The following is a 13,642-nucleotide window of genomic DNA, read 5'->3' on the forward strand; positions in this document are numbered from 1 at the left end:
ACTGAGGGGCCGCTGAGCCGCCGTCGAGCCACCACCGAGCCGCCGCCGACCCGGCCGGGCGGCCCCCCGGAGCCCCTCCGGGCCGTCGGCGCTCAGGCCGCCACACCGTCCCGGCGCATCGCTGCGATCTCGTCGTCCGTCATCCCCGCGGCACGCAGCAGCGCCCCGGTGTGCTGCCCGAGCGCGGGCACCTCACCCATCCGCGCCTCGTCCCCGCCCGGCAGAGTGATGGGAGGCAGCAGCGCCTTCAGCGGCCCGACCGGCGACCCCACCTCACGCCACCGCTCCCGGGCGGCCAGCTGTGGATGCGCAGCGAGTTCGTGCAGGTCACGCAGCCGCGCACAGGCGATGCCGGCCTTCTCCAGCCGGGCCAGCGCCTCCTCGGCGTCCAGCACGCCGAGCGCCCGCGCCACCAGCTCGTCCGTCTTCTCCCGGTTCGCGACCCGTGAGGCGTTCGTCGCATATGCCGGGTCCGTTCCCAGTTCCGGGCGGCCCATGACCTGTTCGGCCAGCCGCCGCCACTCCCGGTCGTTCTGCACGGAGAGCAGCACCCGTCCGCCGTCCGCCGTGGGATAGGCGTCGTACGGCGCGATGACGGCGTGCGCGAGACCGGTGCGCGCCGGCGGCTCACCCCCGTGCATCGCATGGTGCAGCGGATGCCCCAGCCACTCGGCGAGCGCCTCCAGCATCGACACCTCCACCGGCCCGCCCCGCCCGGTCGTCCCGCGCCGGACGAGGGCCGCCAGGACGCCCGAGAACGCGTACATGGCCGCCGCGATGTCCGCCGCCGGGACGCCCGCCTTCACCGGCTGCTCCGGCGTCCCGGTCACCGACACCAGCCCCGCCTCGCACTGCACGAGCATGTCGTACGCCCGCTTGTCCGCGTACGGCCCCGAGGAGCCGTAACCGGAGATGTCCACCGCGATCAGCCGTGGATGAGCCGCGCACAGCGTGGCCGCGTCGAGGCCGAGGCGGGCCGCCGCCCCGTGGGCGAGGTTCTGCACGAACACGTCCGCGTCCGCGATCAGCCGCCGCACGACCGCCAGGCCGCGCGGGTCCTTCAGGTCCAGCGCGAGGGACTCCTTGCCGCGGTTGCACCACACGAAGTGCGAGGCGAGACCACGGGCCGCCGTGTCGTAGCCGCGCGCGAAGTCGCCGCCGTCGACCCGCTCCACCTTGATGACCCTGGCTCCCAGGTCGGCGAGCTGCCGGGTCGCGAAGGGCGCGGACACGGCCTGTTCGACGGCGACGACGGTGATGCCCGCGAGGGGCAGGGGCTGCTGATCCGAGCGCTGTTCCATGACCGGATCATGGCCTGTGACCGGCGGGTTTGTCAGTAGCCCGTCATCGGCCCCCGCGGGCGTACCGGCGCACGGCGAGCGGCAGGAACACCGCGGTCAGGACCAGGCTCCAGGCGAGCGCCCCGGTGACCGGGTGGGCCACCGGCCAGGCGGAGTCCGGCGGGACCGTGGCGTTGCCGAACAGGTCCCGCAGGGCGGTCGTCACCGCGCTGATCGGGTTCCACTCGGCGAGGGTGCGCAGCCGGCCCGGCAGATGGTCCGTGGGGATGTAGGCGTTCGACAGCAGCGGCAGCACGAAGGACGAGGCCCCGAGCTGCCCGGCCGCGTCCTCGCTGCGGGTGAGCAGCCCCAGGAAGATCCCGGCGCAGGTGCAGGCGAACCGGAAGAGCAGCAGCAGCCCCACCGCACCGGCCGCGTCGAGCACGGACCCCTGGATGCGCCAGCCCACCGCGAGCCCCACCAGCAGCAGCGGCACGGTCCCGATGCCGGTGACGACGAGGTCCGCGACCGCCTGTCCCAGCGGTACGGCGGACCGGCTCACCGGCATCGCGCGGAACCGGTCCATCACGCCCCGGTGGGTGTCCGCGGCGGCCTGGAACATGCCGGTCATCAGCCCGCCCGCCGCGGTCGCGACCAGCAGCCCCGGCACCAGGAAGGACCGGTACTCGCGGCCGGGCATGGTCAGCGCGCTGCCGAACACATAGCCGAAGAAGAGCAGCATGCTGACCGGCATCATCTGGGTGAGGAGCGCCAGCCCCGGAGTGTTGCGGACCCGGCGCAGCTGCCGGCCGGTCATCGCCAGTCCGTCGTACGCCAACGCGCTCATGCCGCAAGCTCCTTGCTGTCGGGGGATCCCTGGCCGGACCCACCGGTCAGCCGCAGGAAGACGTCGTCGAGGGCGGGCGGGCGCAGGCTCGCGTCCAGCAAGGGCACGCCCGCCGCGTCGAGGGCGCGCACCAGGCGCGGCAGGGTGAGGGTCGGGTCGGTGCTGACGGCGCCGACGGCGTTGCGTTCGCGGTCGAACACGGGCTCGCTGCCAGTGAGTTGATCGAGCACACCCGCTGCCACCGCGAGCGCCTCCGGGCTTGAGACCACGGCCTCCGCGCGGGACCCGATGAGCGCCTTGAGCTCGGCGGGCGAGCCGGTGTGCGCGACCCGGCCCCGGTCCACCAGGGCGATGTCGTCCGCGAGGTGGTCCGCCTCCCACAGGTACTGGGTGGTCAGCAGCACGGTCGTACCGTCCGCCCGCAGATCGCGCACCGCCTGCCAGATGCGCGCCCGGCCGGCCGGGTCGAGTCCCGTGGTCGGCTCGTCGAGGAACAGCACGTCGGGGCGGCGGACGAGACTCGCGGCGAGGTCCAGCCGGCGCCGCATGCCGCCGGAGTACGTCGAGGCCCTGCGGTCGGCGGCCTCGGTCAGCCCGAAGCGCTCCAGCAGCTGGTCCGCTCGCCCGGCCGGCCCGCGCACCCGGTGCAGCCGGGCGAACAGGCGCAGGTTCTCCCGGCCGGTGAGGTCGCCGTCGACCGAGGCGTACTGCCCGGTCACGGCGATGCGGCGGCGCACCGCGTCCGGGTCCCGGACGAGATCGTGTCCGGCGACCCGCGCCGAGCCGGCATCCGGTCGCAGCAGCGTGGTCAGCAGCCGTACGGCCGTCGTCTTGCCCGCTCCGTTCGGCCCGAGCAGCCCGCAGACCGATCCCTCGGCCACGGCCAGGTCGAGACCGCGCAGGGCATGTACGGCGCCGAAGCGCTTCTCCAGGCCCTCGCTAAGTACAGCGTACGTAGTAGTCATGTCGCGACCATATCGCACTACGTACGATGTACGTAACTAGGATGGTGGCCGAGGTGATGACCGATGGCAGTCCGAGGGGCCGTTCCCGAGGTGATCTGGGCGCGCCCCGAGCGCACCGGCCGGGGGCCGAAGCCGGCGTACACCCGCGACGACATCGCGGCGGCCGCCGTGCGGATCGCCGACGCGCGGGGGCTCGACGCGGTGTCCATGCGGCACGTCGCTGCGGAGCTGGGCTGCGGCACCATGTCGCTGTACAACTACGTCCCCCGCAAGGAGGACCTGTACGAGCTCATGGTGGACGCGGTCAGTGCGGAGCAGGTGCCGTGGGAGCCGAGCGGGGACTGGCGGGCCGACATGCTCCGGGTGGCCCGCGAGACGCGGTCGCTGATGCACCGGCACCCCTGGGTTCCGCGGCTGATGTCCCCGGTGTACGGCGTGAGCCCGCACGCTCTGCGGTATCTGGAGCACTGCCTGGCCTGTCTGGACCCGCTGGAGGGGTCGTACGGCACCAAGCTGGAGCTCGTCGCGATGCTGAACGGCGTGGTGACGACGTACGTCCGCAATGAGCTCGACACGGCGGAGCGGGTGCGGGCGCTGCCGTGGTCGGAGGACGAGGAGAACGCGGTCCGGGCCGCGTATCTCGGGCGGCAGGTCGCCTCCGGCGCGTATCCGAGGATGGCGGCGGCGTTCGCGGAGGATGCGGGGCCGATCGACCTCGAGGCGGTTTTCGAGCGGGCGTTGGTGCGGGTGCTCGACGGTTTCGACCCACGCCGCGGCGACCGTTGAACCGGCAGCGCGCCGAGCGTCAGCTCACGCTCATCGATCAGACATTGACGGCCGCTCGCCGGCACGGCGTCCCGATCTGGCTGCGCGGCGGCTGGGCCATGGACTTCTTCCTCGGTGAGGTCACCCGGGAACACGAGGACATCGACTGGTTCGCCCGGGCCGAGGACGCGGCGGACCTCGCAGAGATGCTGGTCCGGCTCGGTCACACCCCGGTCCCCGGGCCCCCGCCCGGCCTCCAGCTCGACTTCGTCAAGGACGGGCTGGACAGCAGCTTCACCCTGGTGGAGCGGGACGCCGCGGGACGCGTGGTCGTCGCGGGCGGCCCCTGGGCCGGAACCCCCTGGCCGGACGGGCTGCTGGACGCGGAGCCGGGCCGCATCGGAGGGCTCGAGGCGCCGATCGTCAGCGCCCCCGCCCAGATCGAGATCAAGCGCATGATGCCCGTCTGGGACCCTGCGCGGCCCCGACGGGCGAAGGACATCGAGGACGTCGCACGGCTGGAGGCCGCCCTGAGGCGCACGTGACGCCGCTAGGGCCTGTCTGACAATTCGCGTGGCAGACGGGAATTGTCAGACAGGCCCTAGGCGCCCGCCCTCCGGGCGGACGACGGGAAGGTGACGACAGCACCTAGATCAGCGCGAACTGCCCCTCCGGGCCCTCCTCGTGGTGGTCCAGGACCGAGGCGGGGCGGCGGGAGGCCTCCGGCACCGGGAGGACGCCGGCCGCGCGCAGGTCGGCCGCCGTGATCGGGGAGGTCACCTTCAACTCGGCTCGCTGCGGCCGCAGTTCCGCGAGCAGGGCCAGCACCGTGATCGTTTCCAGCAGTTCCGAGGTCCAGGCCTGCGGCCAGGTGGCCGGGCGGATCGCGGCCAGGGTGCCCGGCTCGGCCGGGGTCGTGCGGACGGTGAACCAGGACTCCAGGACCCGGACTCCGGCCACCTCGTAGTCCCAGGCCTCCGGCGGCACGGGGGAGACGCGGCCCTCGTCGAGGTGGAGCGTCTCCTCGTCCGGGTCGTAGTGAACGGTGACGGGCCGGGCCGGCAGGGGTGCGCGGACGTAGGGGCGGCGGCCGCCCGGCAGCTTGGGCCGTTCGCCGTCGCGGCGCATCAACCACAGCATGCGGCGGCCCAGTCCGACGCCGGCCGACCAGAGACCGGGATCGTCCGTGAGCGGGACGGTCAGGTCGGGGCCGGTGGCCGCGAGGATCCAGGAGAGGACGTCGACCGGGGTGGGGCATGCGCCCAGGCGGTCGGCGAGGTGGGCCGTCAGGCCCGGCGCGAGGTTCGGTTCGCTGCCGCCGGGGCGGCGGTAGAGCGGGCGGATGCGGCCGGTGCGGAGGGTGGGCGGCAGCGAGGTCGCCAGGATCGGGTCGTCCCCGTCTCCCGTCTCCACGGTGAAGACCTGGTGCACGTCCGCCACCCGCCACAGCTCCGGGCGCGCGGTGTCGATCAGCCGGTGGTCCGGGATCAGCCACTGCTCGTCGAAGGGCGCCGCCAGGACGCGGACCGGCTCGGCGCAGGGGCCCTCGGCGCGGGCCAGCCGCTCGGTACCGGTGGACTGGCCGGGGAGTTGGCCCACCGCGGAGCCGATGGTGCGGGCGCGGCTCGGCTCGAAGAGGGCCTCCCGGTCCGCCCCTTCGGCCTTCAGCAGGGCCTCCCAGCGGGCCTTCAGAACGCCGGGGTCGGGTGCCGCCGGCCAGGCACGGCCCGGCCGCAGCGGTGCGACGGACCACGGCATGAGGTCCGCCAGCAGCGGAGCGTCGTCGTACGTCACGCAGGGCATGGTACGACCTGTCCGCGACCCGGTATCAGGTCGCCTCCAGGGTGACCGTGAACGAGAACCGGTCCCCCCGGTACTGGATCACCGCCACGTCCAGCACCCGCCCCGCGCTGTCATACGTCACCCCCGTGTAGTGCAGGATCGGGCTGAGCAGCGGGACTTGGAGCAGCCGGGCGGTCTCCGGGTCGGCGAGCCTGGCCTCCACGGTGTCCGTGATGCGGCTGATGTCCGCCTTGACGACATCGCGCAGGACCTTGGTCATGGGCCAGCGGACGAGGTCGTCCAGGTCGATGCGCGCGGCGAGTTCGGGGCGGATGTGGTTGACCGCGTGATTGGTCGGCTCGCCGGTCTTCTCGTCGCTGCGCAGGCGGTGGTACGTCATCACCTCCGCGAGGTCCGGGAAGTACTCGGTCACCCCGGCCGGCACCGGTGTCATGCCGTGGTCCAGCAGCTCCGTCGTCATCCCGGACTGCTGGGCCACGATCGCGTCCACCGAGCCCAGCAGCCGGACGGGCGCGCCCCGCCGGACGTCGGGCTCGATGAACGTGCCGCGCCGCCGGTGGCGGCTGATCAGCCCCTCGTCCTCCAGTTCCTTCAGCGCCTGCCGCATGGTCAGCACGCTCACGCCGTAGTGCTCCGCCAGCTGCTCCTCCGTGGGCAGCCGCAGCGGGTCCTCGGGGGAGCGGCCGAGTATCGAGGCGCGCAGCGACTGTGACACCTGGTACCACAGCGGCAGCTTGCGGTTCAGGACGATCGAATCCGGAGCGAAGGAGGTCACGCGGTTATCCGTACCTGTCGGTGAACGTCAGGCGCAACAGAGGCGTCATGCGCGGAAATGGCGCTCGAGCCCCTGCCACACGTCGTCGTAGCGCTGCTGGAGGTGGTCGGCGCCGGCCGCGTGCGGGGTGAGGGCCACCGGCCAGCGGGTCTCGAACATGAACGCCAGTCCGTCGTCGATCTTCTGCGGCGTGAGCTCGGCCGCGCTCGCCCGGTCGAAGGTCTCCCGGTCCGGGCCGTGCGCCGACATCATGTTGTGCAGCGAGCCGCCCCCGGGCACGAAGCCCTCCGCCTTGGCGTCGTACGCGCCCTCGATGAGGCCCATGTACTCGCTCATCACGTTCCGGTGGAAGTACGGCGGCCGGAAGGTGTCCTCGCCCACCAGCCAGCGCGGCGCGAAGACGACGAAGTCGACGCCGGCCAGGCCCGGGGTGTCCGAGGGGGAGGTCAGGACCGTGAAGATGGACGGGTCCGGGTGGTCGTAGGAGATGGTGCCGATCACATTGAAACGGCGAAGGTCATAGACGTACGGCACATGGTTGCCGTGCCAGGCGACCACATCGAGCGGGGAGTGGTCGTAGGTGGCCGTCCAGAGGTTGCCGCAGAACTTGTTCACCACCTCCACCGGCCCCTCCACCTCCTCGTACGCGGCGACCGGCGCCCGGAAGTCCCGGGCGTTGGCGAGGCCGTTGGCGCCGATCGGACCGAGGTCGGGCAGCTGGAAGGGCGCCCCATAGTTCTCGCACACATAACCCCGCGCTGAGTCATCCATCAACTCCACACGGAAGCGCACCCCACGAGGAATCAGGGCCACATGTGCCGGATCCACAGAGAGTCGGCCGAACTCCGTGTGCAGCAGCAGTCCGCCGTGCTCCGGCACGATCAGCAACTCGCCGTCGGCGTCGGAGAAGACGCGCTCCATCGAGGTGTTCGCGTGGTACAGGTGCACGGCCATGCCGGTGCGCTGGCCGGCGTCGCCGTTGCCGCCGAGCGTCCACAGACCGGCGAGGAAGTCGGTGCCGGCCGGTGGCTCGGGCAGCGGGTTCCAGCGCAGCCGGTTGGGGTCGGGAACGGTCTCGGTGAAGGGGGCCGTGCGGAGCGCACCGTTGTCGGTGCGGGTGAACGCCGGGTGCGCGGCCGAGGGCCGGATGCGGTAGAGCCAGGAGCGGCGGTTGTGCGCCCGCGGCTCGGTGAACGCCGTACCGCTCAGCTGCTCCGCGTACAGCCCGAGCGGTGCACGCTGCGGCGAGTTGCGGCCCTCGGGCAGCGCGCCCGGCACCGCCTCGGAGGCGTGTTCGTTGCCGAATCCGGACAGGTACGACAGTCCCGCGGCAGTCTTCCGCGCGTCCCCGCTCATGATCGCTCCCTTGCGCTCCTGATCGCGCTGTTGATCGCGCTCCCCTAATTCCTATGTATCACCGTAGGAATCGCCGGGGGCGGGCGCAAGAGGGCCGGGGTACTCCGCCGGAGAGAGGGCCACGGGTACTCCGCCAGCAGGACCCCGCGGGGTGGGCAGAACCAGACTTCAGGCGGATTCGGGGGACCGGAGGGTTGTTCTAGTCTCCGGGCATGCCGAGGACGTCGTGGACCCGCAGGACGCTCGCCGCGCTCGCGGCGGGCGTCCTGCTGCCGCTCGGCGCGGCGGCCTGCTCGACCGGGCACGCCCGCGGGGGCACGGTCGCGTCCTCGCCGGTCGGCAAGGTCCTGGACGACACCGACGAGACCGGCCGGCATCTGCGCGAGGTCGGCAGGAAGAACGCGCCGGAGGTCGGTGTCGAGGTGACCCCGGACTCCGGCGGCTGGCACGTCCGGCTGACGTTCCGCCACTTCCGCTGCTCCGCACCCGGTGCAGGGTCCACGGCGGTCACCGGACGCGGGCTCGTGTACCTCTTCGTCGACGGCCGCCGGATCACCCGGCTGCGCTCCCACGAGTACCACCTGCCCGACGGTCTCGTCCCGCACGGCACCCACCACGTCACCGCCCGTCTGTACGCCGACGACGGCACCGTGTGGGCCGTGCACGGCAAGCCGGTGCAGAGCACCGCCGACATAACGGTGTCCGATGCGGAGACGGCGCCGGGTGCGTCCCCGACCGCACGGTGAGCCCGGTCGCCCGGGAAATGAGTGCACCGGCCACTCTTCTCCGTACAGGAGGGCGAGGTTCACCCGGCCCCGGCGGAGAGGCATCATGAAGTCCGTGCCCCACGCGACATCGCTCCGCCGCGCGCCCGTCCAGCGGCGCAGTGCCGAACGGCTGACCAGGATCCTCGACGCCTGCGCCGAACTCCTCGACGAGGTCGGCTACGACGCCCTGAGCACCCGCGCGGTCGCCCTGCGCGCCGGTGTGCCCATCGGGTCCGTCTACCGGTTCTTCGGCAACAAGCGGCAGATGGCCGACGCCCTGGCGCAGCGCAACCTGGAGCGGTACACCGAGCGGGTCACCGAGCGGCTGAAGAAGGCGCGCACGGGGGACTGGCGGGCCGCGATGGACGCCGTCCTGGACGAGTACCTGGCCATGAAGCGCACCGCGCCCGGCTTCTCCCTGGTCGACTTCGGCAATCAGATACCCGTCGGTGTCCGGCAGGCCGAGCCCAATACCCGCGTCGCCGACCGCCTCACCGACCTCCTCTCCGGCTACCTCGGCCGCACCCCCGACGACGAACTGCGCCGGGTCTTCCTGGTCGCCGTGGAGAGCGCGGACACCCTCGTCCAACTGGCGTTCCGCACCGACCCGGCCGGCGACGAGGCGATCATCACCGAAACCCGGGAGCTGCTGCGCGCATACCTGGGCCGCGTACTCGACTGACCCACCGGGCCCCGCGTGCCTACATGGCCCCGGATGGGATGGCGGGCGCCGGTCTGACCTGCGACGGGTTCGGGGTGGTGTGCGTGGGGCCCGACCGCGTGGTGTGGTTCGCGCCGGCCCGGCATGGTCGCGGGCGCCTGCCTGACGCCTCTGCAGGGCGTGTGCCTGCGCGGCGCATCTGCGCTGAGCCCTCCGCCGAGGCTCCGGGACCCCGGCGCGCGTGGCCCCGCGTGACACCTTCGCGCCGCACCCTCCGCCTACGCCCACGCCGTGCGGTGCGTCTACGCCCACGCCCACGCCGTGCGGTGCGTCTACGCCCGAGACGCGCCCTGCGTCTACGCCCGAGACGCGCCCCCTCCTGCGCCTGTCCCACGCCCGAGTCGCGCCGTGCGCCGCCCGAGTGGCGCCGTGCGCCGCCCGAGACGCGCCCTCGGTCCCGCCCCCGCCGTACCTTCCGCGCCCTCAGCCCCGGCCGTACCCTCCGCCCCCCGCCGCGCGCGGGCGAGCAGCTCGATCGCGCGATGCCGAATGGACACCCAGCAGGGCTCCCCTCCGTGCATACCGGTCGGTATGCTCTCGTCGAGCCTGGCGTGGCCGTCCGTGCTCGTCCGGCACCGTCGCCGACCCACCGGGAGGACCCGTGTCCCGCACCGCCCTGCGAATCTGCCCCCTGTGCGAGGCCACCTGCGGGCTGACCCTCACCATCGAGGGCACCCGTGTCACCGGCGCCCGCGGTGACCGCGAGGACGTCTTCAGCAAGGGGTTCATCTGCCCCAAGGGCGCCTCCTTCGGGGCCGTCGACTCCGACCCCGACCGGCTGCGCACCCCGCTCGTCCGCCGCGACGGCGAGTTGCGCGAGGCCACCTGGGAAGAGGCCTTCGACGCGGTCGCGGCCGGACTGCGCCCGGTCGTGGAGGGGTACGGGCCGGACTCCGTCGGTGTGGTCCTCGGCAACCCCAACGTGCACACCGTGGCCGGCGCCCTCTACCCGCCGGTCCTCCTCGCCGGCCTGCGCACCCGCAGCCTGTTCACCGCCTCCACGGTCGACCAGATGCCCAAGCACGTCTCCAGCGGGCTGCTCTTCGGCGACGCGAACGCCATCCCCGTACCGGATCTGGACCACACCGACCACCTGCTGCTCATCGGGGCCAACCCGCTGGAGTCCAACGGCAGTCTGTGCACCGCCCCCGACTTCCCCGGCAAGCTCAAGGCGCTCAGGGCCCGCGGCGGACACCTGACCGTGGTGGACCCGCGCCGCACCCGCACCGCGAAGCTCGCCGACCGGCATCTGGCGATCCGCCCCGGCGCCGACGCCCTGCTGCTCGCCGCGATGGCACACACCCTCTTCGCGGAGGACCTGGTCGACCTCGCCCACCTCGCTCCCCACGTCCAGGGACTCAACGAACTCCGGGAAGCGATAGGCGACTTCACCCCGGACGCCGTAGCGGAGGCCTGTGACATCGACGCGCAGACCATCCGCACCCTCGCCCGCGAACTCGCCGCCGCCCCCACCGCCGCCGTCTACGCCCGCATCGGCAGTTGCACCGTCCCGCACGGCACCCTGGCCAGCTGGCTGGTGGACGTCCTCAACGTCCTCACCGGCAACCTGGACCGGCCCGGCGGCGCCCTCTTCCCGCAGGCCGCCACCGACCGGACGCCCCGCCCGGCGGGCCCCGGCCGCGGCTTCGCGCTCGGCCGCTGGCACTCCCGGGTGCGGCAACTTCCCGAGGCCAAGGGCGAGTTGCCGCTCTCCGCGCTCGCCGAGGAGATCGACACCGCGACGGACGAGGGCGAGCCGGTCCGCGCGCTGATCGTCGTCGCCGCCAACCCGGTGCTCTCCGCCCCCGACGGCGACCGCCTCGACAAGGCCCTGGACTCCCTGGACTTCATGGTCAGCGTCGACCCGTACCTGAACGAGACCTCCCGCCACGCCGACGTCGTACTGCCCCCGCCGCCGCCCTCCCAGAGCCCGCACCACGACTTCGCCTTCAACACCCTCGCCGTGCGCAACCAGGTCCGATACAGCCGCCCCGCCGTCCCGCTGGAGCCCGGCCGCATGGCCGAGAGCGAGATCCTCGCCCGGCTGATCCTCGCGGCCACCGGCATGCACGGCGCCGACCCGGCCGCCGTCGACGCGCTGGTCGTCGACCAGACCCTCGGCAAGGCCGTACAGGAGGAGCACTCGCCCGTGTACGGCCGTGATCCCAAGGAACTCGCCGCGCAGCTCACCGGCGAGAGCGGCCCCGAGCGGCGCCTGGACATGATGCTCCGCCTCGGCCCGTACGGCGACGGCTTCGGCGTACGGCCCGACGGGCTGACCCTCGCCAAGCTGCTGGCCCACCCGCACGGCATCGACCTCGGCCCGCTGCGCCCGCGCCTGCCGCAGCCGCTGAAGACCGTGAGCGGCAAGGTCGAGCTGCTGCCCGAGCCGATCGCCGCCGACCTGCCCCGGCTGCGTCAGGCGCTGCGCGAGCGGCCCGAGGGGCTCGTCCTCGTCGGCCGCCGCCACCTTCGCTCCAACAACAGCTGGATGCACAACGTGCCCGCCCTCACCGGCGGCTCCAACCGCTGCACCCTGCACATCCACCCCGAGGACGCGGCCCGGCTCGGCGTCCGGGACGGGACGGACGTACGGGTGAAGGGCGCCGGGGGAGAGGTGGTGGCCCCGGCCGAGGTCACCGACGCCGTACGCCCCGGCGTCGTGAGCCTGCCGCACGGCTGGGGCCACCACCGCGCCGGAATCCGGATGGGCCACGCCGTGAAGAGCCCCGGTGTCAATGTCAACCAGCTCCTCGACGGCAGCCTCCTCGACCCGCTCTCCGGCAACGCTGTCCTGAACGGAGTCCCCGTTCAGCTCACCGCAAGCCTGTGACCTGGACTTTCGCGCTTATTGCTCACGCGTCAACATCTTGTTAACGCCAGTCGACGGGACCTAACGTCATCGCACCGCCGACCCCCAGGTGGGATGTTCAAGGGCGAACGTTAGGTATCCACTCATATGCTGATCATCCTCGGCTTCGCCATGATCGCGACCTTCCTGGTCCTGATCATGCTGAAGAAGATGTCGCCGATCGCGGCGCTCGTGCTCATACCCGCGCTGTTCTGCGTGTTCGTGGGCAAGGGCGCCGAGCTCGGCGACTATGTCATCGACGGCGTCACCGGCCTCGCGCCCACCGCGGCGATGCTCATGTTCGCGATCGTCTACTTCGGTGTGATGATCGACGTCGGCCTCTTCGACCCGGTCGTGCGGGGCATCCTCAGGTTCTGCAAGGCCGACCCGCTGCGCATCGTCCTCGGCACGGCGGTCCTCGCGGCGATCGTCTCCCTCGACGGCGACGGCTCCACCACCTTCATGATCACCGTCTCGGCCATGTACCCGCTGTACAAGCGCCTGAAGATGTCCCTGGTCGTGATGACCGGCGTGGCCGCCATGGCCAACGGCGTGATGAACACGCTGCCGTGGGGCGGTCCGACCGCCCGTGCCGCCACCGCGCTGAAGGTCGACGCGAGCGACATCTTCGTGCCGATGATCCCGGCGCTGGCCGTCGGCCTGCTGTTCGTGTTCTCCCTCGCCCACGTCCTCGGCCGACGCGAACGCAGGCGGCTCGGCGTGCTCACGCTGGACGAGGTGCTGGTGGAGGAGGGCGCCACGGCCAGGGAGACCGTGCTCGTGGGCGCCGGTTGCGCCGGCAAGTCCCCGGCGCACGGGGGAGGTTCGGGCCCGGACACCGACGCGGACCGCCCCGGGGACGAGGGCTTCCAGGGCCTCGACCCGAGCCGTCCCACCCTGCGCCCCGGGCTGTACTGGTTCAACGCGCTGCTCACCATCGCCCTGCTCACCGCCATGGTCATGGAGTGGCTGCCGATCCCGGTGCTGTTCCTGCTCGGCGCGGCGCTCGTGCTGACCGTCAACTTCCCGCACATGCCGGACCAGAGGGCCCGGATCGCCGCCCACGCCGAGAACGTCCTGAACGTCTCCGGCATGGTCTTCGCCGCCGCCGTCTTCACCGGCGTCCTGCAGGGCACCGGCATGGTGGACCAGATGGCGAAGTGGCTGGTGCACAACGTCCCCGACGGCATGGGCCCGCACATGGCCCTGGTCACCGGCGTGCTGAGCATCCCGCTGACGTACTTCATGTCCAACGACGGCTTCTACTTCGGCATCCTGCCGGTGCTCGCCGAGGCGGGTCACGCGCACGGCGTCTCCTCCCTCGAGATCGCCCGCGCCTCGATCGTCGGCCAGCCCCTGCACATGTCCAGCCCGCTCGTCCCCGCCGTCTACGTCCTGGTCGGCACGGCCAGGGTGGAGTTCGGCGACCACACCCGGTTCGTGGTCAAGTGGGCCGCCCTGACATCCCTGGTGGTGCTCGGGGCAGGGATCCTCTTCGGCATCATCTGACAT

At 72.4% G+C, this 13,642-nt stretch carries 12 protein-coding genes; 6 read left to right on the plus strand and 6 right to left on the minus strand.

The genetic code is table 11. The features are described 5' to 3' along the window. Window positions 1–92: 92 nt before the first annotated feature. Genes ACFYZB_RS08375 through ACFYZB_RS08385 form a run of 3 tightly spaced genes read right to left on the minus strand, consistent with a single transcriptional unit; the run spans window position 93 to window position 3,092 of the window. Window positions 93–1,301: a CaiB/BaiF CoA transferase family protein gene (locus ACFYZB_RS08375; protein WP_388755844.1), complete on the minus strand. Its 1,209-nt coding sequence runs from the start codon at window positions 1,299–1,301 to the stop codon at window positions 93–95. Window positions 1,302–1,344: 43 nt separating this feature from the next. Then, on the minus strand, window positions 1,345–2,127 hold the full coding sequence (locus ACFYZB_RS08380; RefSeq protein WP_388755846.1) for an ABC transporter permease: 783 nt from the start codon (window positions 2,125–2,127) through the stop codon (window positions 1,345–1,347). Continuing rightward, on the minus strand, window positions 2,124–3,092 hold the full coding sequence (locus ACFYZB_RS08385) for an ATP-binding cassette domain-containing protein (RefSeq protein ID WP_388755848.1): 969 nt from the start codon (window positions 3,090–3,092) through the stop codon (window positions 2,124–2,126). Before ACFYZB_RS08385 ends, ACFYZB_RS08380 begins: the two co-directional genes overlap by 4 nt. A 63-nt stretch (window positions 3,093–3,155) precedes the next feature. Between ACFYZB_RS08385 and ACFYZB_RS08390 the strand changes: the two genes are divergently transcribed. Both ACFYZB_RS08390 and ACFYZB_RS08395 read left to right on the plus strand, forming a co-directional pair. Continuing rightward, window positions 3,156–3,878, plus strand: coding sequence for a TetR/AcrR family transcriptional regulator C-terminal domain-containing protein (locus ACFYZB_RS08390; RefSeq protein WP_388755850.1), 723 nt, complete (start codon window positions 3,156–3,158; stop codon window positions 3,876–3,878). Then, window positions 3,875–4,402, plus strand: coding sequence for a nucleotidyltransferase domain-containing protein (locus tag ACFYZB_RS08395; RefSeq protein ID WP_388755853.1), 528 nt, complete (start codon window positions 3,875–3,877; stop codon window positions 4,400–4,402). The genes ACFYZB_RS08390 and ACFYZB_RS08395 overlap by 4 nt, the downstream gene beginning before the upstream one ends. A 103-nt stretch (window positions 4,403–4,505) precedes the next feature. Here the strand turns inward: ACFYZB_RS08395 and ACFYZB_RS08400 are convergent, their stop codons facing one another. From ACFYZB_RS08400 to hmgA, 3 genes are read right to left on the minus strand one after another with little or no spacing between them, the layout of a single operon-like run. Next, window positions 4,506–5,660, minus strand: a complete 1,155-nt coding sequence (locus tag ACFYZB_RS08400) for a type ISP restriction/modification enzyme (RefSeq protein ID WP_351206772.1) — start codon at window positions 5,658–5,660, stop codon at window positions 4,506–4,508. A gap of 25 nt (window positions 5,661–5,685) precedes the next feature. Beyond that, window positions 5,686–6,435, minus strand: a complete 750-nt coding sequence (locus tag ACFYZB_RS08405; RefSeq protein ID WP_388755857.1) for a GntR family transcriptional regulator — start codon at window positions 6,433–6,435, stop codon at window positions 5,686–5,688. Window positions 6,436–6,480: 45 nt separating this feature from the next. Beyond that, entirely contained in the window at window positions 6,481–7,791 is a 1,311-nt protein-coding gene (hmgA, locus tag ACFYZB_RS08410; RefSeq protein ID WP_388755860.1) for a homogentisate 1,2-dioxygenase, read from the minus strand. A gap of 212 nt (window positions 7,792–8,003) precedes the next feature. Here hmgA and ACFYZB_RS08415 point away from each other — a divergent pair, with 212 nt between their 5' ends. From ACFYZB_RS08415 to ACFYZB_RS08430, 4 genes are all read left to right on the plus strand, one after another. Next, window positions 8,004–8,537, plus strand: a complete 534-nt coding sequence (locus ACFYZB_RS08415; protein ID WP_388755863.1) for a hypothetical protein — start codon at window positions 8,004–8,006, stop codon at window positions 8,535–8,537. 85 nt (window positions 8,538–8,622) lie between these two features. Then, window positions 8,623–9,240 carry a TetR family transcriptional regulator gene (locus tag ACFYZB_RS08420; protein WP_388755866.1) on the plus strand — a complete coding sequence of 206 codons (618 nt, stop codon included), beginning with the start codon at window positions 8,623–8,625 and terminating at the stop codon, window positions 9,238–9,240. Window positions 9,241–9,880: 640 nt separating this feature from the next. Then, window positions 9,881–12,112 carry a molybdopterin oxidoreductase family protein gene (locus ACFYZB_RS08425; RefSeq protein WP_388755868.1) on the plus strand — a complete coding sequence of 744 codons (2,232 nt, stop codon included), beginning with the start codon at window positions 9,881–9,883 and terminating at the stop codon, window positions 12,110–12,112. 126 nt (window positions 12,113–12,238) lie between these two features. Continuing rightward, window positions 12,239–13,639, plus strand: a complete 1,401-nt coding sequence (locus ACFYZB_RS08430) for a CitMHS family transporter (protein ID WP_388755870.1) — start codon at window positions 12,239–12,241, stop codon at window positions 13,637–13,639. Window positions 13,640–13,642: the final 3 nt, after the last annotated feature.

Origin of the sequence: Streptomyces sp. NPDC001852 (assembly GCF_042891825.1) — a bacterium.
GTDB lineage: Bacteria > Actinomycetota > Actinomycetes > Streptomycetales > Streptomycetaceae > Streptomyces.